Annotated in this window: 18 protein-coding genes; 11 read left to right on the top strand and 7 right to left on the bottom strand. The window is 32.5% G+C overall.

The window, feature by feature from the left end; translation table 11 throughout:
- Positions 1–73 precede the first annotated feature (73 nt).
- From Q0739_RS04380 to Q0739_RS04365, 4 genes are read right to left on the bottom strand one after another with little or no spacing between them, the layout of a single operon-like run.
- A complete protein-coding gene (locus Q0739_RS04380) occupies positions 74–688 on the bottom strand; it encodes a deoxynucleoside kinase (RefSeq protein ID WP_298237489.1) in 615 nt (204 codons plus the stop codon).
- Positions 689–693: 5 nt separating this feature from the next.
- Positions 694–1,473: a hypothetical protein gene (locus tag Q0739_RS04375; protein ID WP_298237488.1), complete on the bottom strand. Its 780-nt coding sequence runs from the start codon at positions 1,471–1,473 to the stop codon at positions 694–696.
- A gap of 33 nt (positions 1,474–1,506) precedes the next feature.
- Positions 1,507–2,190: a response regulator transcription factor gene (locus Q0739_RS04370; protein WP_298237487.1), complete on the bottom strand. Its 684-nt coding sequence runs from the start codon at positions 2,188–2,190 to the stop codon at positions 1,507–1,509.
- The gene (locus Q0739_RS04365; RefSeq protein ID WP_298237486.1) at positions 2,183–3,646 is read right to left on the bottom strand and encodes a HAMP domain-containing sensor histidine kinase; all 1,464 of its coding nucleotides are present in this window, start codon (positions 3,644–3,646) and stop codon (positions 2,183–2,185) included. Before Q0739_RS04365 ends, Q0739_RS04370 begins: the two co-directional genes overlap by 8 nt.
- Positions 3,647–3,772: 126 nt before the next feature.
- On the opposite strand from Q0739_RS04365, the gene Q0739_RS04360 reads away from it, so the two are divergent.
- The 3 genes from Q0739_RS04360 to Q0739_RS04350 all read left to right on the top strand — a co-directional run bounded on the left by Q0739_RS04360 (position 3,773) and on the right by Q0739_RS04350 (position 8,359).
- Entirely contained in the window at positions 3,773–4,591 is an 819-nt protein-coding gene (locus Q0739_RS04360; RefSeq protein WP_298237485.1) for a GLPGLI family protein, read from the top strand.
- 135 nt (positions 4,592–4,726) lie between these two features.
- Complete coding sequence (locus Q0739_RS04355) at positions 4,727–5,599, top strand: GLPGLI family protein (RefSeq protein WP_298237484.1); 873 nt, start codon at positions 4,727–4,729, stop codon at positions 5,597–5,599.
- A 42-nt stretch (positions 5,600–5,641) separates the two neighbouring features.
- On the top strand, positions 5,642–8,359 hold the full coding sequence (locus Q0739_RS04350; RefSeq protein WP_298237483.1) for a TonB-dependent receptor: 2,718 nt from the start codon (positions 5,642–5,644) through the stop codon (positions 8,357–8,359).
- Positions 8,360–8,593: 234 nt separating this feature from the next.
- Here Q0739_RS04350 and Q0739_RS04345 read toward each other — a convergent pair whose 3' ends face one another.
- The 3 genes from Q0739_RS04345 to metK form a co-directional block, all read right to left on the bottom strand.
- Positions 8,594–9,673, bottom strand: coding sequence for an HpaII family restriction endonuclease (locus Q0739_RS04345; RefSeq protein WP_298237482.1), 1,080 nt, complete (start codon positions 9,671–9,673; stop codon positions 8,594–8,596).
- Positions 9,670–10,935 carry a DNA cytosine methyltransferase gene (locus Q0739_RS04340; protein ID WP_298237481.1) on the bottom strand — a complete coding sequence of 422 codons (1,266 nt, stop codon included), beginning with the start codon at positions 10,933–10,935 and terminating at the stop codon, positions 9,670–9,672. Before Q0739_RS04340 ends, Q0739_RS04345 begins: the two co-directional genes overlap by 4 nt.
- Positions 10,936–11,429: 494 nt before the next feature.
- Positions 11,430–12,683, bottom strand: a complete 1,254-nt coding sequence (gene metK / locus Q0739_RS04335) for a methionine adenosyltransferase (protein ID WP_298237480.1) — start codon at positions 12,681–12,683, stop codon at positions 11,430–11,432.
- A 581-nt stretch (positions 12,684–13,264) separates the two neighbouring features.
- Between metK and ilvD the strand changes: the two genes are divergently transcribed.
- The 8 genes from ilvD to Q0739_RS04295 all read left to right on the top strand — a co-directional run bounded on the left by ilvD (position 13,265) and on the right by Q0739_RS04295 (position 22,921).
- Positions 13,265–14,950: a dihydroxy-acid dehydratase gene (gene ilvD, locus Q0739_RS04330; protein WP_298237479.1), complete on the top strand. Its 1,686-nt coding sequence runs from the start codon at positions 13,265–13,267 to the stop codon at positions 14,948–14,950.
- A 55-nt stretch (positions 14,951–15,005) separates the two neighbouring features.
- Positions 15,006–16,739 (top strand): biosynthetic-type acetolactate synthase large subunit, encoded by a 1,734-nt coding sequence (ilvB, locus tag Q0739_RS04325; RefSeq protein WP_298237478.1) that lies wholly within the window; start codon positions 15,006–15,008, stop codon positions 16,737–16,739.
- A 12-nt stretch (positions 16,740–16,751) separates the two neighbouring features.
- The gene (ilvN, locus tag Q0739_RS04320) at positions 16,752–17,285 is read left to right on the top strand and encodes an acetolactate synthase small subunit (protein ID WP_298237477.1); all 534 of its coding nucleotides are present in this window, start codon (positions 16,752–16,754) and stop codon (positions 17,283–17,285) included.
- 15 nt (positions 17,286–17,300) lie between these two features.
- Positions 17,301–18,776 carry a ketol-acid reductoisomerase gene (ilvC, locus tag Q0739_RS04315; protein ID WP_298237476.1) on the top strand — a complete coding sequence of 492 codons (1,476 nt, stop codon included), beginning with the start codon at positions 17,301–17,303 and terminating at the stop codon, positions 18,774–18,776.
- A gap of 106 nt (positions 18,777–18,882) precedes the next feature.
- The gene (gene ilvA / locus Q0739_RS04310) at positions 18,883–20,148 is read left to right on the top strand and encodes a threonine ammonia-lyase IlvA (RefSeq protein ID WP_298237475.1); all 1,266 of its coding nucleotides are present in this window, start codon (positions 18,883–18,885) and stop codon (positions 20,146–20,148) included.
- A gap of 133 nt (positions 20,149–20,281) precedes the next feature.
- The gene (locus Q0739_RS04305) at positions 20,282–21,874 is read left to right on the top strand and encodes an NADP-dependent glyceraldehyde-3-phosphate dehydrogenase (protein WP_298237474.1); all 1,593 of its coding nucleotides are present in this window, start codon (positions 20,282–20,284) and stop codon (positions 21,872–21,874) included.
- Between the two features lie 38 nt (positions 21,875–21,912).
- Positions 21,913–22,419, top strand: coding sequence for an azurin (azu, locus tag Q0739_RS04300; RefSeq protein WP_298237473.1), 507 nt, complete (start codon positions 21,913–21,915; stop codon positions 22,417–22,419).
- Between the two features lie 127 nt (positions 22,420–22,546).
- Positions 22,547–22,921, top strand: a complete 375-nt coding sequence (locus Q0739_RS04295) for a transmembrane 220 family protein (RefSeq protein WP_298237472.1) — start codon at positions 22,547–22,549, stop codon at positions 22,919–22,921.
- Positions 22,922–23,241: the final 320 nt, after the last annotated feature.

Here is a 23,241-nt window from a genome sequence, read left to right as displayed (position 1 = left end):
ACTAAATTTACAACTTTTGGACGAAAGATATTTATGTTATTGACAAATTGAAATTATTAAAGAAATAGGATGTTTAAAACAATCCATTAATTTCGGCGTCAATAGTATTGATAATATTACCTAGGTCTTCAGGATTATCAACAAAATCAAGTTTGTCAACATCAATAATTAGAAGTTTACCCTTGTTATATCCATGTATCCAAGCCTCATAGCGTTCATTTAATCGACTTAGATAATCGATGCTTATAGAATTTTCGTAATCGCGCCCTCGCTTATGGATTTGAGATACCAGATTAGGAATTGAGCTTCGAAGATAAATTAAAACATCGGGGCCTTTAACTAAAGATTCCATTAAATCGAATAATGATCTGTAGTTTTCAAAATCACGATTTGTCATTAAACCCATAGCATGTAAATTAGGAGCAAAAATATGGGCATCTTCATATATGGTCCTATCTTGAATGATGTCTTTACCACTCTCGCGTATTTGTAATACTTGACGAAATCTGCTATTTAAGAAGTATACTTGCAGATTAAAACTCCAACGTTCCATTTGATTATAAAAATCGTCTAAGTACGGATTGTCTACAACATCTTCAAGTTGTGCTTCCCATTTATAGTGTTTTGCAAGTAATTTAGTAAGCGTTGTTTTTCCAGCGCCAATATTTCCAGCAATAGCAATGTGCATAGTTTTTAATTGATTTTTATTTGGTACTCAAATAGAATTTTGGAATCGTAAATATACAAGGTTTCGTTGGTTACAAAAAACTGATTTATCAACAAATTAGATATATTAATTGGTATCATGTTTTTTGATTCTTTTTGCAGTCTAAAAAGGGTGTTTTCCTTCTTTAAAAAAATGGTTCCATTGTTTTCGGTAATAGCTGTATGGCCATCATTCTTAATTTTTGAAACCAAACTTCCAAAGTAATTATATTTATAAATATAATCTGTAGTAAGAATCCAGCAATAGTTATAATTACTTTTCAAATCTATTACCTCACTTTGAATGGGTAAGCTCAAAGCACGCGTTGTATTACTTTTATAATCATAAAGTTCTAATTGTTGATTATCTAAATTGAAAACCCATAAGGTGTTATCGTAGCCCGTAGTAATGTGAGATACATTTTTGTATGGTTGGACAGCGTTAAAATCAATTTTAAATATTTCTGCTAAGCGATTATCGAGTATAATTACTGAATTGAAATCTCTATAAAATAAATTAATTTTTAAGGGGTTAAAGGCATTAGCTGAAAATAATTCGCCTAATTGTAGATTGTTGTAGGTAATGGTTTTACTAGCGTCTTTTTTATAAAATACATTATTGTTTTCGTAATAGATTGTTCCAAAATTATCAATTGAAATAATGGATTCAACGTTTAAATCGGTTTTTTTAACCAGCGTAGTTTCAATAGTTTCCTGAGCGATTATTGAACTTGAAAGAAAGAATAGAATATAATAAGCGTATTTCATTGTAGCTTGAAAAATACAAAAATCAAACCACTTTCAACAAATTAGTTTATAACCAAAACCACGGACGTTAATAATTTCAATTTCAGAATCTTGTTTTAGCTTTTTCCTAAGTTTGGTAATAAAAACATCCATACTTCGCGCATTGAAAAAATCGTCGTTACCCCAAAGCTTATTAAGAATTAAAGAACGATCTAAAACTTGATTTTTGTTTTTTATAAGATGAAACAATAAGTGCGCTTCTCTATGTGTGAGTTGCACGATGGCATCATTTTTATATTGAAGGGTTTGTTTGGGGAAATTAAAAGTATAATTACTAAAATTTATGGTGTCAACTTGTTTTTGTTCCTGTGTTCTATGAAGCAAATTATTTATTCTAACAATTAACTCTTCCATACTAAAAGGTTTTTTTAAATAATCGTTTCCGCCAATAGAGAATCCTTCAACTACATCTTGCGTTTGCGATTTAGCAGTAAGAAAAATAATTGGAATGGAATCATCTGTTTTACGAATTTCCTTTGCCAATGTAAAGCCATCTTTCTTCGGCATCATGACATCTAGAACTAATAGCTCTGGTTTTTCAGATTGATATTTCGATAAAGCAATTTCACCATTTGCACATAGTATAACACTAAAGTCTCGTGTTTCAAGACTTTCCTTAATTATTTGCCCTAATGCTGGTTCGTCTTCAGCTAAAAGTATCTTAGTTAGCTTAGTCATTTGGAAGCGTTATTTTAAACGTTGTTAAATTGTTGCTTAAGTCGAGATTAATTGTGCCGTTATGTTTTTCAATTATCTTTTTGGTGTAATATAGACCAATCCCAAAGCCTTTCACATCGTGTGTGTTTCCTTTTGGGATACGATAAAACTTTTCAAAAATTTTATCTGTATTGGCTTTTGTAATAGAGTTTCCATTATCCGAAATTGAAACATAAAAATCTTTAGCATCTTGCGATAATTCTATATTAATAACATCTCCACCATATTTAATAGCATTGTCTAAAATATTATTAATGGCATTTTCAAAATGGAAAGAGTCTACAATGCCAACTATATTTTTAGATGAACCTAAAAAATTTATGGTTTTATTTTCGCATTGTAATTTGTGTTTTGCAAGAATGGCGTCTAATATATCATTAATAGTGTATGCTTCCTTATTTAATTTTAAATTATCACTATCTAAAGTGGCTGTTTCTAAAAGTTTTTCAACCATCACATTTAGTTTTGATAATTGATTGCTAGATATATTTAAATACGATTTGGTTTTTTCTTTATTATCAATAACATTAAAGTTTTTAATACTCTCTAAAGCGACTCCTATAGTTGCAATAGGTGTTTTGAATTCGTGGGTAATGTTACTAATCAAATCATTTTTTACTTCTGCAAGTTGTTTCTGTTGCTGGATAATTTTAAGTAAATAGAGCAAGCACCCTATAATGACAAATACAAGTAATGTTGAAATTATAATTGTACTTAATCCCTGTTTCAAAATAATGTGTGTAGCATTGGGATATGCAATAATCAATTTTTCGTTGTTTTTTAAAAATGTAGATTTTGATTCTGCTTTTAAAAAGTTGGAATCTGCTTTTTTTAAATTTATTGAATTAAAAAGGCTGTCTCCTTTAAAATGCTTTAGTGCAAAAGGAATGTCTAATTGTTTTCTTTTTAGTTCTTTTTCTACTAAAGGATTTAATTTGGAGAAATCTAAACTGTCATTTTTTATGGAAATAAAAATGGAGGTAATACCTTTTAAAAGCTTAATACTATCTGTGGCTTTTTTACCTCTAAGGACTTTTATTTTGGAGATATGCTCTTGGCCTTTCTTGAAGCTATAGCCGCCACTGGAATCGTTTAATTTTGTGAAGCCAGAAATGCCTTTATCATGTATGTTTTTATATTCAAACTCTATGTTTCTTAGAATAGAATCGGGATTAAAGGAATGAGGGTCTTCGTTAAAATAAATACTATCCGATTCAATAATAGTCATTTCGTTAGATTCTGCAAGATCTGCATAATAGGTATCGAGAGCATTGTCTAAACTAACCTGAACCTGATTAGTAAAATATTGTTTGTTTAGTAAATAATTTTTGTAATTCCAATAGCCTTGAACAGCAATAGTTAAAACTATAGTTGTAACTATAAGATATAAAAGCCATGTGTATTTCTTGTCGTTCATTAGTTCAAAAGTAAATGTTAAATAGTTATAAAACGAATTGGTTAACACACGTTAACACTCATTAACTATAATAATTTATTTTACTTTTCATATTTGTAGCTCATTAATCAAAAAACGAATACAGTTATGAAGTTTAATTATGTCTATGTGTTTATTTTATTCGCTATTGCAAGTTTACCCGCTCAAGACTTTCAAGGCATTGCAACCTATAAATCCCATCGCAAGGTAGATTTAAAAATGGATGATGAGAACATGAACTCCGAAATGCAGGAACAAATTCAAGCCCAATTACGAAAACAGTTTCAGCAAGAGTACACACTTACCTTTAATAAAAATGAATCTATTTACAAACAGGAAGAAAAGTTGGAGGCGCCAAACCCTATTCAATCGGGCATTCAAATAAAAGTTTCTCAAGGTTCAGATATAATGTATAAGAACATAAAAGAGAGCAGGTATACTAATAAAAATGAAATATTTGGAAAGGTGTTTTTAATTAAAGATAGTCTAGAAAATAGAAAATGGGAGCTTGTAAATGAAACGAAATTTATTGGTGATTATACCTGTTTTAAAGCTGAATTCAAAGATGAATATACCACACAAACCATAAATGAAAAAGGTGAACTAACAAAAGAAACAAAACCTAGAACAACCACAGTTTGGTATACACCTCAAATACCTGTAAACAATGGTCCAGAGAATTATTTTGGACTGCCAGGTTTAATTTTAGAAGTTAATGACGGTGATTTAACACTTGTCTGCTCAAAAATTGTACTTAATCCAAAAGAAGAAATTTCTATTGTTGAACCTAAAAAAGGCAAAGAAGTTACGCAAAAGGAGTTTGACGAAATTAGCGACAAAAAATCTAAAGAAATGATGGAACAATTCCAATCAAGAAGAGGGGGTCACGAAGATGGTGAGCGTGTTATGATTCGTATTGGAGGCTGATTATTTAACGAATTATTAACAAAAGCCTGTTAAACTTAAGCTTAGTATTGATGTCTAAAGGATGTTTTTTAAATATAAAAAACATTGTTTAATAAATTATTATATTTGTTAAACAAAACTATTTAGATACTCAAAATGAAAGTATACATTAAAAAAATTTCGATTAGCTGGTTATTCTTATTTGTTACAGTTTCAATTCAAGCTCAAGATTTTCAAGGGAAAGCATATTATTTTTCAAAAACACCAATGGAATTAGGTCGTTTTGGGGCAAAAATGAGTGAAGAGCAAAAAAAGCAAATAGCTGCACGTCTTCAAAACAGATTAGAGAAGACCTATATACTAACTTTTAACAGAGAAGAATCGATGTACAAGGAAGATGAAAAACTAGATGCTATTTCTGGAGCTACAGACTCATGGGGAAAGAATTTTATGCCAGGGATTCAATATAAAAATATAAAGAATAAAACTTTTTTACAAGAACAAGAATTTTACGGGAAGAAGTTTTTGGTAAAGGATAGTTTACAGTCTCTTAATTGGAAGATGGGTAGTGAAACAAAACAAATAGGACAGTATACCTGCTTTAAAGCTACCTGTGAACGAACGACTTTTGATTTTTCTTGGTGGAATTTTTCTTGGGAAACTATTAGAAATCAAGCAGAAAAAAAACATGATTCTTCGCAAACTAAACCTGCTATAAACGCTGTAGAAATACCAACAGAGGAGGCTGTTAAAATGGAAGAAATTATTGTATGGTATACACCAATGATTCCAGTAAGCCAAGGCCCAGGAGATTATTGGGGGCTACCAGGGTTAATACTAGAAGTAAATGTTGGGAATACAATTATATTGTGTAATAAGGTGGTTATGAATCCCGAAGAAAAAACAAAAATAAAAACCTTAGAAAAAGGGAATGTTGTTACCAAAAAAGAATACAAAAAAATTATTACCGGAAAAATGAAGGAGTTTAGAGAGAATAGAGGAAGAAGAGGCGGTCGCCGAAGAGGCTAATTTTAATTTTTTATCAATCAAAAAAATCGATTAACCAAAATCATGAAGAAACTAATTTTTGTAGCGCTACTTTGCGTAGCTAATTTGGCCATGTCTCAAGTAAAGCTACAAGGTATTGTTAGAGATAGCATTGGAGCGCCTCTAGAATTAGCCAATGTTATTGCAATAAACCAAGAAACTAAAGCCTTGGAGTCTTATGGTATTACAAATGATGCAGGCAGATACAAATTGGCTTTAGCAAAAAACACTACATACAGTTTACAAGTGAGTTACATAGGTATGAAAACCTATACCGAAACAATTTCTACTCAAGAATTAGATTTGGAAAAAGATATTTCAATGATTACAGATAATACCTTAGATGCAATCGAACTTACTTATGAAATGCCAGTAACTGTAAAAGGCGATACATTGATTTATAATGCCGATTCTTTTAAAAATGGAACAGAACGTAAACTAGAAGATGTTTTAGAAAAACTACCAGGAATAGAAATAAATGATGATGGGCAGGTAGAAGTAGAAGGTAAAGTGGTTAACAAACTTATGGTAAATGGCAAAGATTTTTTTGATGGTGACACTAAATTAGCGACTAAAAATATCCCGTCTAATGCGGTAGATAAAGTACAGGTATTGAGAAATTATTCCGAGGTTAGCCAGTTAAATGGGGTTACTAATAATCAAGATAATGTTGCCTTAAACATTAAGCTTAAAGAAGGAAAAGAAAACTTTTGGTTTGGTAATGTAACTGCTGGAGGTGGCGCATCTCCTGATAGTGAATTGTATCTGGCGCAACCCAAACTATTTTATTATAGCCCTAAATTTAGTCTAAATTTTATAGGTGATTTAAACAATATTGGTGAATTAGCTCTATCGCGCCGCGACATTCGAGGCTTTGGTGGTGGTTTTAGGGCACCTAGCAGAAGTAGTGGTACAACTATAAATTTAGGTGATAACGGACTTAATTTCTTAACCACTCAAAATAATGCACTAGAAATAGAGAATAAACTCGCAGCGTCTAATTTTAGTTATTCTCCAAACAAGGCTTTAGACATCAGCGGATTTGCAATTTATAATAGCAGTCGCATATTATCTAAAGAAACGAGTTTTGTGCAATACACAGATTCCGATTTAGGAATTCCAGATGAAGCGACAGAGCAAAGTAGCAAGGAACGTTCTAATCAAGGGTTGTTAAAGTTAAGTGCTTCATATAAGCCGAATGTAAATAACCAATTAGACTATAATGTTTTAGGGCGTTTTTCAGAAGACATACAAAACCAAAATTTAATCTCTGATGTAGTACTCGGGAATACTATACAGTACGACGAAGTAACACCGTTTAGTATTAATCAGAATTTAAATTATTACTATACCCTTGACGAAAATAATATTTTTGCTTTTGAAGCACAGCATCTCATAAAAAATGAAGATCCGTTCTACAATGCGCTATTAGTAAACGACCCAGATAATGAAGATGTTTTCGATAACACAGCAGATGCCATTGGCTTTAATACAGCTTTAAATAATTATGATTTAGGACAGAACAGATTGATAAAGTCAAACCAGTTAGATGCGAAACTCGATTATTATAATATCCTAAATGCTAAAAGTAATATCAATTTCACTTTAGGAACGATTTTAAGCACTCAAGAATTCAATTCAAATATGTTTCAGTTTTTAGAAAACGATTCGCAATTAAATCCAATCCCAAACTTTAATGATGGACGAGTAACTAACGATACAGATTATAACTTTAGCGATATTTATTTGGGGCTTCATTATACCTTAAAAGCAGGTATATTTACATTTACTCCTGGGTTTTCTGTACACGCTTATTCAAATAAAAATAGTCAGTTTGGAGAAACGTATAAAGAGAATTTCTTTAGATTTTTACCAGATTTTGAGACGCGCCTTCAATTTAAAAAGAGTGAAAGTTTAACTCTTCGATATAACATGCGAAATCAATTTACCGATGTTACACGTTTAGCACAAGGGTTGGTGTTTAACAACTTTAATAGTATTCAATTTGGAGAACCCGAATTACAAAATGCCTTATCGCATAATGTAAGTTTGTTTTATAGTAGTTTTAACTTGTTTAATTATACAAATGTATTTGCGCGTGTATCTTACAATAAGAATATAGACCAGATTCGTGGATTAACAAATTTCGAAAATGTAATCCGAACAAGCACTTTTTTTAATTCAGATTTTGCAGATGAAAGTATCTCAGCAAACGGGCGCGTGCAACGTACATTTGGTAAACTAAGAGCAGGTCTTTCGGCCGATTTTAATTATAGTAAGATTAATCAATTTATCCAAGGACGTCAGTCTTTAAATGAGCGCTTTACACAAAGTTACAGACCAGAATTACGCACCAATTTTAGAGAAGCCCCCAATGTAAGAGTAAGATATCGTTACAGCGTTTCAGATAATAACCAAGGAACAAGCTCTACAAAGTTTGTTACTAAAGCACCATCAATAGATTTTGATGCCTACATCTGGAAATCGGTAACTTTTAAAACGGAGTATACGTATACCAATCAAGATGGTGGTTCGCAACCAGAGCAGACTTTCGAAACTTGGGATGCGTCGCTTGCGTATAGAAAAAACAGAGATGCCAAATGGGAATACGAAATAAAAGCAACCAACCTTTTAGATATAGATTCTAGAGCCAGAAACAGCGCGAATAATATTTCTGTTCTAAATTCAGAAACGTTTATACAACCACGTTTTGTTACTTTTAGGATTCGTTATGAGATTTAGGGGGTTCGTTTCGTTTATTGTTTAGTATAAGGCAAGTAGGATGGAAAGCAGGTGCTTATTTTTGAGTAAAAAAGAAACTTTAATACATCAAATGGCTATTATTACCTTATTAAGATGTTTGTCTACAGGCTTTCTGCGTTCTGATTAGTTTTAAGGATTGGCAGAAATATGTTTTTTTACAACTTTGTTAAGCTTATATGAATTGACTATAAGATTTGTAGTAACTGTCGAGAGTTATTTTATAAATCTTATTTGAAGGTTTAGTTTGAAATATTGATTTCTATTTTGTTCATAAACCTTACCAAATTTTAGCCTTGTTGAACTTGGATTGATGATTTTGGTATTTGCTAACAAATAATCTTCAAATTCATTTCTATTGTAAATGTGATAGCATAATATTTCGCCATCTTCTTTTATTACTAAATAACCTCCTGTTGTATCTAATTGACCAGTCCAAACAGTTGTTGGTACCATGCCTAAAGCAATGTCTGAAAGTAATCGCTTTATTTTGTAATTATAAAAAGAATGATTGTTGGATATATCAAAATTTAAAGGGTTTTTGGATTTAATAGTTTCGATTAAATCTATTAGCTTGTTAAATTTTGATGTACTGAAATTTATAATAATCTCGGATAAAATTTCAGGTAATAGGCTATCAATCAATGTTAGGTTATTATGAAAAATTGAACCTTCTGTCTTTTGAAAGTTTAGTGTCGCTCCATAAGCCAAGATCATTTTTACCCTATCTTGAATTTTACTTCGCGTATTTAAATTGTTTATTTCTTCTATTTGATTGTGAGATAGCTTTATTTCATCAATTCTGTATATAAAATTAGAGCCTTGTGAAGAATTGAAAAGAGTTGCTGGCTTTCCCAATTGTGATTTAATACTAAAACCTAATTCTGGTTTAGTTCCAGTTCTTTGGTCGTGAATGATAATCCTTATGTCGCTTTTTACTGAAGATTTAGCTTTGAGTGAATAACAGTTAAAGGAATTTAAGAAAAGTTCTATATCAGGAAAGGAGGATGTTGTTTCAGAAAAGGTCTTTAAATACTGCAATAATTGAGAAGCTAATTCTTTAAATTTTGATAAAGGAATCCTGAATTGTTGTTCATTACCACTAATAACAACTATGTCATTATCATAAGAGTATTCAAATGTTCCGTTAGATTCATCACGAAGAACTTTGATTATTGGAAAGATTAAAGATTCAAGTTTTTCCAAATCACTATTTCCAGCGAATAATTTTTTATCGCCAACGATTTTTAAAAGCGTATAAATTTCGCTCCATTCTCCAATATTCCCTTTTATCATTTGCGGTTAAGTTTCTCTATAATTTTTTTCGCTGTGGCTTGGATAGCGGGAACTGCAACTGAATTTCCGAATTGTTTATAAGCTTGTGCGTCTGATACTATAATTTTAAAATTGTCTGGAAACCCTTGGAGTCTAGCCCATTCTCTTGGTGTCATTTTTCTAATTCCTTCACGATTCACTTCTCCTGTAATATGAGTTACGGGAACAAAATTTGTTAATCTATCGTCTAAAACTAAATTTCGTTCTCTGCCCATACCGCCACAAACAACCGCATTTGCAGTTCCGTTATTGGGTATTATTTGGTAACCAAATCCATTACCTTTGCTTTCGTGGCGTGCTCGATGTTTTTTTAAAGTTTGAACGTATGTTGTAGATAGATAATATTTTACTGAAACTTCTTCCTGTTCTAAAATATCGTCTAAAATTGCATCTTTATTTGTTGGTTCAGGATAGTGGAAATCAGTTATTTCTAAATCTTTGCGGAATCCAATTATAAAAATTCTTTCACGATTTTGAGGAACTCCAAATTCTTTAGCATTCAATATTTGCGGTTCTGGCACGTAGTAGCCTAAATCTTCTCGAAGTACATTTAAAATAGTTTTTAGAGTTTTTCCTTTGTCGTGATTTCTTAAACCTTTTACATTTTCGAGGAATATTGCTTTTGGTTTTTTCTTTTTAATAATCTCTGCTACATCAAAAAACAATGTTCCACGAGTATCTTCAAATCCGCCACGTCTTCCAGCAATAGAAAAAGCTTGACAAGGAAAACCAGCACAAAGTACATCGAAATTGTCAGGGATATAACTTTTTGTCTTTTCTTTTGTAATGTCGCCAAATGGTATTTCGCCAAAGTTGGCTTTGTAAGTTTGTTTTGAATGTTTATCCCATTCGCTCGTAAACACGCACTTTCCTTCAAGGTTTTGAAGTGCCATCCTAAATCCCCCAATTCCAGCAAATAGGTCAATAAATTTAAATTTGGGTTTTTCAGGTGCTGGAAAAGGAACTGTTTTGTTTAAATCAAAAATTAAATATTGCAAAGCTTCTTCTGTAACCTTATAGGTAATTTCATTTGTTGGATATTCTTTTACAAGTATTTCCTTAACAAATGCAAGCGCATCTTTTTTGTAGAACTGCGAAACGCCGTTAATATGATTCTGCAAATAATGTGTAAAAGAAGCTGCTTTATAGTTATCTGGTTCAACTACTTTTGTTTCAAATAGTTGTTCGTTAATCTTTTCTATGTCAATTCTTTCTTTTGTCATTCCGAATCAAATTCAACTTCACAAGTTAAAAAAGATATGTTTTATTTATCTGTTTTATCTGTTTTTTTTGTTCACATTTTTTGAAGATAAAGTTGTTAAAACCTAAAGGTAGAAATAGCTCTTATATTTATTGAATGTTGGTTGACCAGATTCAAAATTAATGTGATACATTGATGCTAGCTTTCAGGTTGTAAAGAACTTTAATTGATATGATATTGTTTTAATACAGAAACAATTCTGATAGCTATGGGAACATTACAAGTAACTCATATAAGAATTGAACTAATATAGCAGAAATTTTTACAAAGTTAAGTTGGTATAATTAAAAAAGACTGTCTAAAAGGTGTCATTCCGAACAAAGTGAAGGAATCTTTTAAATTCAGATTTTTGATTATGAGATTACTTCGAAATCAAAATTGTCCTCGAATTAGTTAACTTCTATAGTAATGACGTATAATTGGTGCTTTTTAAACACCCTCTTTTTACGAGTTTATTTAAAGCTCAAAAGCTTCTTTTACCTTCTCAACATAATCCAACTTCTCCCATGTAAATAATTCTACATCAAGCGTTTTACTTTCACCATTAGGTTGGCTAAAAGTTTTAGAAACCACACGATTGCTACGTCCCATATGTCCATAAGCAGCAGTTTCGCTATAAATTGGTGAGCGTAGTTTTAAGCGGTCTTCAATAGCAAATGGGCGCATATCAAAAATCTTAGATACTTTCTCTGCTATTTCGCCATCGGTCATGTTAAAAGGACAAGTACCGTATGTGTCTACAAATATACCCATAGGTTCTACCACGCCAATGGCGTAACTTACTTGTACAAGAATTTCATCTGCTACACCAGCAGCAACCAAATTTTTAGCAATATGGCGTGTAGCATAAGCTGCACTTCTATCTACTTTACTTGGGTCTTTTCCAGAGAAAGCGCCACCACCATGAGCACCTTTTCCGCCATAAGTATCAACAATTATTTTTCGCCCTGTTAATCCAGTATCTCCATGAGGGCCTCCAATAACAAACTTGCCTGTCGGATTAATGTGATATTTAATATCATCATTAAATAATTTTTGAATAGACTCTGGAAGTTTAGCAACGACTCTAGGGATTAAAATATCAACAATATCTTTTCTGATTTTTGCAAGCATAGCATCGTCATCCGCAAAATCATCATGCTGTGTTGAAACTACAATAGCATCAATACGTTGTGGGATATTATCATCGCTATACTCAATAGTAACCTGACTTTTAGAATCTGGTCTTAAATAAGCGATAGCTTTATTTTTACGTCTTAAATCGGAAAGTTCTTTTAAAATTCTATGTGATAGATCTAACGCTAGAGGCATAAAATTTTCAGTTTCGTTAGTTGCATAACCAAACATCATCCCTTGGTCGCCAGCACCTTGTTCTTCTTTACTGCCTCTGTCAACACCTTGATTAATATCTTCAGACTGCTCGTGAATTGCAGAAAATACACCACAAGAATTACCATCAAACATATATTCACCTTTGGTATAGCCAATTTTGTTTATAGTATCTCTCGCAATTTTTTGAACATCTAAATAGGTATTCGATTTTACTTCGCCAGCAAGTACCACTTGTCCTGTTGTAACAAGTGTTTCACATGCGACTTTAGAATCTATGTCGAATGCTAAAAAGTTATCTATTAGTGCATCACTAATTTGATCTGCAACTTTATCTGGGTGTCCTTCAGAAACACTTTCCGAAGTAAATAAATAGGCCATTTTAATTTATTTTTTTGAGATTTGACGATAGCGTCTCAGGAAGTTTACACTGCCTTTAGCATTTTTTCTTGAGGTTGCAATCAGTCAAATCTTTCCTCATTATTATTAATCATGCAAAAGTAAAAAAATAAAAGAATATGAACGTCGATTTTTATTTTTTTCAAAAAAGAATAGGTGGTTTTAAAATAAATGTAAATATTTGTAGTGTTAAGATGAAAAAACAAATATTAAATATCGTTTCTATTAGTGTTGTTGTGATTATTTCACAGCGATAGGGAATGGTATTTTAAAACGAAAATAAATTTTAAAAGCCTTCCCAAAACGGAAGGCTTTTTTTATGGAATATTTTTTCAATTTTGGACATCATAAAAATAATCATTTAAACATTTGTTAATCAGTATTTTAAACTAATTTTTATAATGCTGAATTTAACCAAGGAATGCAGTAAAAAGTAGATTTAAGAATGTAATAATTTAATTTCGTAATCTTTTTAAGAGGTTTGTAGATTTTTCAAGCATATTCTTAAAAATGAAGAAAATAACCAACATTAAGGAAGATAGGCGAAATTTTTTGCAGTAAATATGAAGGAACTTAATAAACATAGTAAAAGACTAACACAGGATGAATCTCAACCAGCTTCTCAAGCCATGCTATATGCAGTGGGTTTAACGGATGAGGATATGAAGAAAGCTCAAGTGGGTATTGCTAGTACAGGTTACGACGGGAACCCTTGTAATATGCACTTAAATGGATTGGCAGCCGAAGTTAAGATTGAGTGTAAAATTGCAGATTTAGTTGGTTTAGGATTCAATACTATTGGGGTTAGTGATGGTATTTCTATGGGAACTTCTGGAATGAATTATTCTTTAGCCTCTCGTGATATTATTGCAGATTCTATTGAAACCGTTATGAATGCCCAAAGTTATGATGCGCTTATTTCTGTTGTGGGTTGTGATAAAAACATGCCAGGAGCCGTTATAGCTATGTTACGATTAAATCGTCCATCAATTATGATGTATGGCGGTACGATTGCATCTGGAAAATACAAAGGAAGAAAATTAAATATTGTTTCAGCTTTTGAAGCTTTAGGTCAAAAAGTGGCTGGTGAGATTGAAGAAGAAGAATATAGAGATATTATAAGAAGGGCTATTCCAGGAGCGGGAGCGTGTGGCGGTATGTACACAGCAAACACGATGGCTTCAGCAATAGAATGTATGGGGTTTGCATTACCTTATAACTCGTCTATTCCTGCTGAAAACCCAAATAAATTATCTGAAAGTGAAAGAACCGCTAGAGCAATAAAAAATCTTTTAGAGCTAGATTTAAAACCTCTAGATATTATTTCAAAAAAATCTATTGAAAATGCAATAGCATTGGTAAACGCTTTAGGAGGTTCTACAAATGCGGTACTACATTTTTTAGCCATTGCACATGCTGCTGATATTGACTTTACATTAGAAGATTTTCAACGTGTCAGTGATAGAACACCTTTAATTGCAGATTTAAAACCTAGTGGAAAATACTTAATGGAAGATGTTCATGGTGTTGGAGGAACTCCAGCAGTTATGAAATATTTACTCGATAATGGTTATTTACATGGCGATTGTTTAACGGTAACTGGAAAAACATTAGCAGAGAATTTAGCAGATGTTGAGCCACTTTCATTTGAAGAAGATAGTCAAGATGTTATTTATCCAAAAGATAAAGCTTTAAAGTCTTCAGGAAATTTACAGATTCTTTATGGGAATTTAGCTTCGGAAGGCGCTGTAGCAAAAATATCTGGAAATGAAGGGTTATTGTTTGAAGGAAAAGCAGTTGTTTATGATGGAGAACAAGCAGCAAACACAGGTATTTCAAATGGCGAAGTAGAGCGAGGAGATGTAGTCGTCATTCGGTATGTCGGTCCAAAAGGAGGTCCAGGAATGCCAGAAATGTTAAAACCAACCTCATTAATTATGGGTGCTGGTTTAGGAAAATCTGTGGCTTTAATTACAGATGGCCGTTTCTCTGGAGGAACTCATGGTTTTGTTGTGGGGCATATCACGCCAGAAGCACAAACAGGAGGAGCGATAGGTTTATTAAAAACAGGTGATAAAATTAGAATTAGTGCTGAAGATAACTCTATTAACGTGTTGCTTTCTGATGAAGAATTAGCAGAAAGAAAAGCACAATGGGTACAACCAGCGTTAAAGCACAAAAAAGGAATACTATACAAATATGCAAAATCGGTAGCATCGGCTTCACAAGGCTGTGTAACGGATGCATAACACATAAAATTTTTTCATTTCCGCGAAGGTGGAAATCTCAATAAAAGTGAGAATTATGAAAACACAAACAATAAATACGAAACAAGAAGTGGCAGAAAAAACACAACGTATATCAGGTAGCGAAGCTATAGTAAGAAGCTTAATGGCAGAAGGCGTTGATATTCTTTATGGATATCCAGGAGGAGCAATTATGCCTGTTTATGATGAATTATACAAATTTCAAGATAAAATTCATCACGTTTTAACACGCCATGAGCAAGGTGCTGCTCATGCAGCTCAAGGTTATGCTAGAATTTCTGGTAAAGTAGGTGTTGCTATGGCAACTTCTGGACCAGGAGCTACCAACCTAATTACAGGTATCGCTGATGCGCAAATAGATTCTACACCCTTAGTGTGTATTACAGGGCAAGTGCCATCACATTTATTAGGTAGTGATGCCTTTCAAGAAACCGATATTGTTGGAATTTCTACACCAGTAACGAAATGGAATTGCCAAGTTACTAAATCAGAAGATATTCCAGAGGCTATAGCAAAAGCATTTTACATTGCTAGAAGCGGAAGACCAGGGCCAGTACTTGTAGATATTACTAAAGATGCGCAATTTGGAGAGTTAGACTTTAAATATGAAAAATGTAAAGGGGTAAGGAGTTATTACCCTGTTCCAAAAACAAGTCAAGCATCTATTAACGCTGCTGCGGAATTAATAAATAATGCTAAAAAACCCATGATTGTTTGGGGGCAAGGGGTTATTTTAGGACAGGCTGAAGAGGAACTTAAAGCAGTTATTGAAAAAGCTGGAATACCTGCTGCTTGGACTATTTTAGGAGCTTCGGCATTACCAACATCACATCCATTAAATATAGGTATGGTTGGTATGCACGGTAATTATGCGCCTAATAAACTAACAAACGAGTGTGATGTGTTGATTGCTATTGGAATGCGTTTTGACGACCGTGTTACAGGCAGTTTAGATACTTATGCTAAACAAGCAAAAATTATTCATTTTGATATTGACCCTGCGGAAATTGATAAAAATGTAAAAACGGATGTCGCTGTTTTAGGAAATTCAAAAGAAAGCTTAGCAATGCTTTTTGATGCATTAAATGAAAATACTCATGAATCTTGGTTACAAGAATTCAAAAATTTATATACTATTGAATTTGAAAAGGTAATCAAAAATGACCTCCACCCTACAAAAGAAGGATTGACTATGGGTGAGGTATTGAAGCAAATAAATATTGAAAGTAAAGGAAATGCAGCTATTGTTTCAGATGTAGGACAACATCAAATGATTGCTTGTAGATACTCTGATTTTAATATCACTAAAAGTAATATTACTTCTGGTGGTTTAGGGACTATGGGGTTTGCACTTCCAGCAGCTATTGGAGCAAAAATGGCCGCACCAGAACGCGAAGTAGTTGCTATTATTGGTGATGGTGGTTACCAAATGAATATTCAAGAACTAGGAACCATTTTTCAGCAAAAAGCAGCTGTTAAAATTGTGGTGCTTAATAATGAGTTTTTAGGAATGGTACGCCAATGGCAACAGTTATTTTTCGATAAGCGTTATGCTTCTACCGAAATGACAAACCCTAATTTTGTAGCTATTGCTGAAGGTTATTATATAAAAGCTAGAAAAGTAATTAAGCGTGAAGAATTAGCAGATGCTGTAAAAGAAATGATGACTTCAAAAGAATCTTACTTTTTAGAGGTTTGTGTAGAAAAAGAAGATAACGTATTCCCAATGATTCCGTCGGGAGCATCGGTTTCAGATATCCGTTTAAGCTAAATTAAAAAAGACATGAACGAAGAGATAAAATCACTAACTATATCAGTATATACCGAAAATAATATCGGTTTATTGAATCGGATTTCCGCTATTTTTCAGCGAAGACATATCAATATAGAAAGCTTAACCACTTCTCAATCAGAGATTGACGGTGTTAATCGTTTCGTTATTGTTGTTAATGTTACAGAAACAAATGCTATAAAAATTGTTAAACAGATTGAAAAGCAAGTAGAAACAATAAAGGCTTATTGTCACACAGATGAAGAGACTATTTTTACTGAATCTTGCATGTTCAAAATAAAGTCTGATTTACTTTTTGATGAACCACAAATTCAAAATATAATAAAGGAAAGTGATTCTAATATAGTAACCGTAAATAAAGAATTTTTTGTACTTGAAAAATCGGGTAGAAGAAATGAGATTGAATCTTTACGTCGAGATTTAAACGTGTTTGGCATTATGCAATTTGTACGTTCAGGAAGAATTGCAGTAACAAAAGACGAAATGAAAATAACTGAAATGCTATCAGCATTCAATAACCAATAATTACAATTAAATAGAATGGGAAATTATTTTAACACACTATCTTTAAGAGATAAATTAGATCAATTATCGAAGTGTAGATTTATGGACGCTTCAGAATTTACAGATGGCGTAAATGCATTAAAAGGGAAGAAAATTGTTATCGTAGGATGCGGAGCTCAAGGTTTAAACCAAGGGTTGAATATGAGAGATTCTGGTTTAGATATTTCTTATGCATTGCGTGATGCTGCAATTGCAGAAAAACGTCAATCTTTTTTAAATGCTACAGAAAACGGATTTACTGTTGGTAATTATCAAGAGTTAATTCCTACTGCAGATTTAGTGTTAAATCTAACACCAGATAAGCAACATACAAATGCTGTAAATACCGTAATGCCTTTAATGAAAAAAGGAGCTACTTTATCGTATTCTCATGGTTTTAATATTGTTGAGGAAGGGATGCAAATTAGAAAAGACTTAACTGTAATCATGGTAGCACCTAAGTGCCCTGGTACAGAAGTAAGAGAAGAGTATAAAAGAGGATTTGGTGTACCAACATTAATTGCTGTTCATGAAGAAAATGATCCAGAAGGGAAAGGTTGGGCACAAGCAAAAGCTTATGCTGTTGCAACTGGTGGTGATAGAGCAGGTGTTTTAGCATCGTCTTTTATTGCTGAGGTAAAATCAGATTTAATGGGAGAGCAAACCATTCTTTGTGGATTGTTACAAACAGGGTCTATCCTTTGTTTTGATAAAATGGTTGAAGAAGGTATTGATGCTGGATATGCTTCAAAATTAATTCAATACGGTTGGGAAACGGTAACAGAAGGACTTAAATATGGTGGTGTCACTAACATGATGGATCGTTTGTCTAACAAGGCAAAAATTAAAGCTTTTGAATTATCTGAAGAGTTAAAAGATATCATGCGTCCGTTATTCCAAAAACACATGGATGATATTATTGAAGGGCGTTTTTCTGCAGGTATGATGGCAGATTGGGCTAACGATGATAAAGATTTATTAGGATGGAGAGCAGCAACTGCTGAAACGAACTTTGAGAAAACACCAGCTGGAGATGTTGAAATTTCAGAGCAAGAATATTATGATAATGGTGTCCTAATGGTAGCTATGGTAAGAGCAGGTGTTGAGTTAGCTTTTGAAGCTATGACTGACTCAGGGATTATTGATGCCTCTGCATACTACGAATCATTACACGAAACGCCACTTATTGCAAACACCATTGCAAGAAAGAAGTTATATGAAATGAACTCTGTAATTTCTGATACAGCAGAATACGGATGTTATTTATTTGATCATGCTTGTAAGCCTTTATTAACCGATTTCATGAAAACCATCAAAACAGATGTTATAGGAAAACCTTATGCAAAAGATAATGGCGAAGGTGTTGATAACGCTAAGCTTATTGAAGTAAATGCAGCTTTAAGAAATCATCCAGTTGAAAAAGTAGGTGAGTTTTTAAGAGCATCTATGACAGCAATGAAACCAATAGTATAGAACACAACTAAACTAAACTATATTTTTTAGAACCTGTCGGATTTTATTTTTGACAGGTTTTTTATTTAATAGAATTGGTATAACTTTTTTAGTAAATTATAAAAATATGAATCAGGAAAAACAATCCTATTTTCCTAGTATAGATGATGTAAAGGCTGCTGCTAAAACAATTAAAAACGTATCGGCAGTCACACCTTTAAGCTCTAGTTTACGATATTCAAAGCGCTTTAATGCAGATATTTTTTTTAAACGTGAAGATTTACAACAAGTACGATCGTACAAAATAAGAGGTGCTTATAATAAATTAAACTCATTAACTTCTAAGCAATCTGAGAGCGGTGTGGTATGTGCAAGTGCAGGGAATCATGCGCAAGGTGTTGCTTTGTCTTGTAAACTTTTAAAAATAAAAGGGACTATTTATATGCCTGCTCCAACACCAAACCAAAAGGTGGAACAGGTAAAAATGTTTGGCGAAGATTTTATTGAAATTAAATTAGAAGGAGATACGTTTGATGATGCATATCACGCAGCCATGTTAGAGTGTGAAAAATTAGGAAAAACATTTATACATCCTTTTAACGATGAAAAGGTAATTGAAGGACAAGCCACTATTGGTTTAGAAATTATACAACAATCAGAAACACCAATTGACTACGTGTTTTTAGCAGTTGGAGGAGGTGGATTAGCCTCGGGATTATCGACAGTGTTTAAGGAGCTGTCTCCAAGTACAAAAATTATTGGTGTTGAGCCAGAAGGTGCTCCGTCGATGACTGAATCTATTAAAAACAATAAAAATACAACATTAGAATCTATCGAAAAATTTATAGATGGTGCCGCAGTAAAACGTGTTGGCGATTTGAATTTTGAAATCTGTAAAGTGAATCTAGATGATATGATTACCGTTCCAGAAGGTAAAGTTTGCGAAACTATTTTAGAACTTTATAACAAAGATGCAGTTGTAGTTGAGCCAGCAGGTGCATTAAGTATTGCAGCACTAGATTTTTATGCTGATGAGATTAAGGGTAAAAAAGTGGTATGCGTTGTAAGCGGAAGCAACAATGATATTACTCGAACATCCGAAATAAAAGAACGTGCTTTATTATATGCCAATTTAAAACACTATTTTATTGTAAAATTTCCACAGCGAGCGGGTGCTTTAAAAGATTTTGTGGTCGATATTTTAGGAGAGAATGATGATATTACTTATTTTCAATATGCAAAAAAGACGAATAGAGAAAATGGATCGGCAGTAGTAGGGGTGCAATTAAAATCTGCCACAGACTTAGAGCCACTTATTGCTAAAATGATGGCTCATAATTTTTACGGAGATTATCTAAACGATAAGCCAGATTTATTTCAATTTTTAGTATAGTATATAGCATTTTGTCGCCTTTTTTTGGTAAGCTCTTCTACATCGTTTTCGTGTGTATTCTGTTGTTTATATTACGTTTGAGTCTTATTATAATTAGGTTTGTAGTAAATTAGTACTCTTAAATTTTCAGATTATGAAAAATACTTTTTTAGAAATTCCAGAAGAATATAAAATCAAATCACTTTTACATCAAAACACTTATTTAATTGATGGTGAATTAAAACAATGGAGCGGCGAAACAGCCGAAGTCTTTTCAACCATTTCATCAACAAAAGATTATAAACCAACGTTATTAGGAACGATTCCTCAGTTGGGAGAAAAGGAAGCAATGGATGCTCTTAATTCAGCAACATCAGCTTATGATAATGGGAAAGGTTTATGGCCAACTATGAAAGTAGCCGATAGAATTGCGTGTATGGAATCGTTTGTTGAACAAATGAAGACCAAGCGTCAAGAAGTTGTTAAGCTTTTAATGTGGGAAATAGGGAAAAATTTACCAGATTCTGAAAAAGAGTTTGATAGAACCGTAGATTATATTTATGATACAATTGAAGCTTATAAAGAAATTGACCGAGGTTCAGCAAAGTTTGAAAAAAATGGTGGTGTTTATGCACATATTCGTAGAGGACCACTAGGAGTTGTATTGTGTTTAGGGCCTTATAATTATCCGCTAAATGAGACTTTTACATTGTTGATTCCAGCTTTAATTATGGGAAATCCAGTAATTTTTAAGCCTGCAAAAATAGGTGTATTACTTATTTTACCATTATTAGAAGCATTTCAAAGTAGTTTTCCAGAAGGTGTTGTAAACATAGTATATGGTCGTGGTCGTGTGCTAGCAACTCCAATTATGAAGTCTGGTAAAATAGACGTATTGGCATTAATCGGGAATAGTAAATCTGCAAATGCATTGCAAGCACAACACCCAAAAGGAAATAGATTGCGTATGGTTTTAGGCTTAGAAGCCAAAAATCCAGCAATAGTATTGCCAGATGCCGATTTAGATTTAGCAGTTGAAGAATGTATAGCAGGAACATTATCTTTTAACGGACAACGTTGTACTGCACTTAAAGTATTGTATGTGCACGAATCTGTTGTTGAAGAATTTAATAGAAGATTTTCGTATAAAGTAGATCAGCTTAAATTCGGTAACCCTTGGGAAGAAGGAGTTAAATTAACACCATTACCTGAAGAAGACAAACCAGAATATATTCAAGAATTAATTGATGATGCTAAAGAAAAAGGAGCTAAAGTATTGAATATTAAAGGAGGTGAAACTACCAATAATTTTATTTTTCCTGCGTTATTGTATCCAGTAAACAAGGAGATGCGTGTTTTTAAAGAAGAACAATTTGGACCTGTAGTACCTATTGTTTCTTTCTCAGATATTGAAGAACCTCTCGATGATATGGCAGAATCGAATTATGGACAACAAGTAAGTTTATTTGGTAAAAATGTAAATACGCTATCTCCATTAATAGATACTCTAGTTAATTTAGTTTGTCGTGTTAATCTAAATAGTTCATGCCAAAGAGGACCAGATGTATATCCCTTTACAGGTAGAAAGGATTCAGCATATGGAACTTTGAGTGTTCATGATGCATTGCGTTCCTTCTCTATAAGAACTTTTGTAGCATCAAAAGATAATGCATATAATAATGAGATTTTAAGTGAATTACTTGAAAAAAAGACTTCTAATTTTATTAGTACAGATTATATTTTGTAAATAGAATTCACTAGATTTATTGCAGAAATTTATAAAATATGAAAACACTTAGAATTATAGTTTTAGCCATTTTTTCAATAACGGTAATAGGTTGCGGAGGAAAAGAAGAAAAGAAAAAAGAAGGATTTAGTTACGAGAAAAAATCTGAGGTTTCAAAAAAAGCAGAAAGCAATCCAAATGATGTTATCATAACATCAAATGATGCGATGCAATTCAATAAAAAAGAAATCAAGGTTAAAGCTGGTCAAAAAGTTAAGTTAACGTTGAAGCATATTGGAAAACTCGATGTTAATGTGATGGGACATAATATCGTAATTCTTAAAAAAGGTGTTGATTTAACAGCTTTTGCAGCTAAAGCAGCAACACAAAGAGATAATAAGTATATACCAAAAAACTCAGAAGATATTATTGCGCATTCAGATTTAATTGGAGGCGGGCAAGTATCGGTTGTTGAGTTTGATGCTCCAGAGGCAGGAACTTATGAATTTTTATGTAGTTTCCCAGGACATTCTGGTTTGATGAAAGGTAAGTTTATTGTAGAATAAACGCTATTTTAAAATTAAAAGAGGCGGTAAAGTTTAGACTCTACCGTTTTTTTTATGCAAAGTTTTAGCTAAAAGTATATGCTTCTAAATTTGTAGCTTTACAGCTAGCAACATTTAAACATAAGTTATGGTCTATGGAGAAGCTTCAAAAAAACGAAGAATAATTAGCTTTGTTTTATTCGTTTTGTTCTTGCTTTTTGCCTACTTACAATTAAATGACCCAGACCCTTTGCTATGGGTTAGCATATACCTCTTAATAGCATTATTGATGCTGGTTTCTAATTATAAAACAATTCCTAAAATAATCTTATGGGGTATTTTAGTAGCACTTTTACTGTATGCTTCAACCTATTTTTATTTTGTGGTTGACTGGTTGCAAACTGAAAACAAAAATGAGCTTTTCGGGGAAATGGTTTATGAAAAATCTTATTTAGAAGGTACACGCGAATTTTTAGGCTTACTTATATCGGCTATAGCCGTGGTGTATTTGCTGAAAAAATAATACTAATAGCACTCCAAGGCTTATTGTATTTTACTATTTATGGCACGGTTTTTATATCAAAAGGTGTAATTATTAAATTTTTTAAAACAAAATCATCTAAAAATCGAGATTTCAATAATTTTTATCAAAAAATCCTGTGTAAACAAGGCTTTTTTAAAAATAAGTTTTAGTTTTACATAATGAAAAATTCAAAAAATAAAATACGTTTTACTACACCCGGTTTGCCCGTGCGCTGTCGCCGTCGCTTCTAATAGTCAGATAAGTAAACCAAAAACGTAATTTTAATTTTTCAAAAAGTGTCCAATTTTTTTATCATAGCA

Source organism: uncultured Algibacter sp. (genome assembly GCF_947487605.1).
GTDB lineage: Bacteria > Bacteroidota > Bacteroidia > Flavobacteriales > Flavobacteriaceae > Algibacter_D.
The sequence above is the reverse complement of the archived record's forward strand: the minus strand, read 5'-3'. Positions and strand labels throughout refer to the sequence as shown.

Coding starts and splice junctions, on each gene's coding strand:
- Q0739_RS04380 (WP_298237489.1), bottom strand. CDS start 688: ATGCACATTGCTATTGCTGGAAATATTGGCGCTGGAAAAACAACGCTT.
- Q0739_RS04375 (WP_298237488.1), bottom strand. CDS start 1,473: ATGAAATACGCTTATTATATTCTATTCTTTCTTTCAAGTTCAATAATC.
- Q0739_RS04370 (WP_298237487.1), bottom strand. CDS start 2,190: ATGACTAAGCTAACTAAGATACTTTTAGCTGAAGACGAACCAGCATTA.
- Q0739_RS04365 (WP_298237486.1), bottom strand. CDS start 3,646: ATGAACGACAAGAAATACACATGGCTTTTATATCTTATAGTTACAACT.
- Q0739_RS04360 (WP_298237485.1), top strand. CDS start 3,773: ATGAAGTTTAATTATGTCTATGTGTTTATTTTATTCGCTATTGCAAGT.
- Q0739_RS04355 (WP_298237484.1), top strand. CDS start 4,727: ATGAAAGTATACATTAAAAAAATTTCGATTAGCTGGTTATTCTTATTT.
- Q0739_RS04350 (WP_298237483.1), top strand. CDS start 5,642: ATGAAGAAACTAATTTTTGTAGCGCTACTTTGCGTAGCTAATTTGGCC.
- Q0739_RS04345 (WP_298237482.1), bottom strand. CDS start 9,673: ATGATAAAAGGGAATATTGGAGAATGGAGCGAAATTTATACGCTTTTA.
- Q0739_RS04340 (WP_298237481.1), bottom strand. CDS start 10,935: ATGACAAAAGAAAGAATTGACATAGAAAAGATTAACGAACAACTATTT.
- metK (WP_298237480.1), bottom strand. CDS start 12,683: ATGGCCTATTTATTTACTTCGGAAAGTGTTTCTGAAGGACACCCAGAT.
- ilvD (WP_298237479.1), top strand. CDS start 13,265: ATGAAGGAACTTAATAAACATAGTAAAAGACTAACACAGGATGAATCT.
- ilvB (WP_298237478.1), top strand. CDS start 15,006: ATGAAAACACAAACAATAAATACGAAACAAGAAGTGGCAGAAAAAACA.
- ilvN (WP_298237477.1), top strand. CDS start 16,752: ATGAACGAAGAGATAAAATCACTAACTATATCAGTATATACCGAAAAT.
- ilvC (WP_298237476.1), top strand. CDS start 17,301: ATGGGAAATTATTTTAACACACTATCTTTAAGAGATAAATTAGATCAA.
- ilvA (WP_298237475.1), top strand. CDS start 18,883: ATGAATCAGGAAAAACAATCCTATTTTCCTAGTATAGATGATGTAAAG.
- Q0739_RS04305 (WP_298237474.1), top strand. CDS start 20,282: ATGAAAAATACTTTTTTAGAAATTCCAGAAGAATATAAAATCAAATCA.
- azu (WP_298237473.1), top strand. CDS start 21,913: ATGAAAACACTTAGAATTATAGTTTTAGCCATTTTTTCAATAACGGTA.
- Q0739_RS04295 (WP_298237472.1), top strand. CDS start 22,547: ATGGTCTATGGAGAAGCTTCAAAAAAACGAAGAATAATTAGCTTTGTT.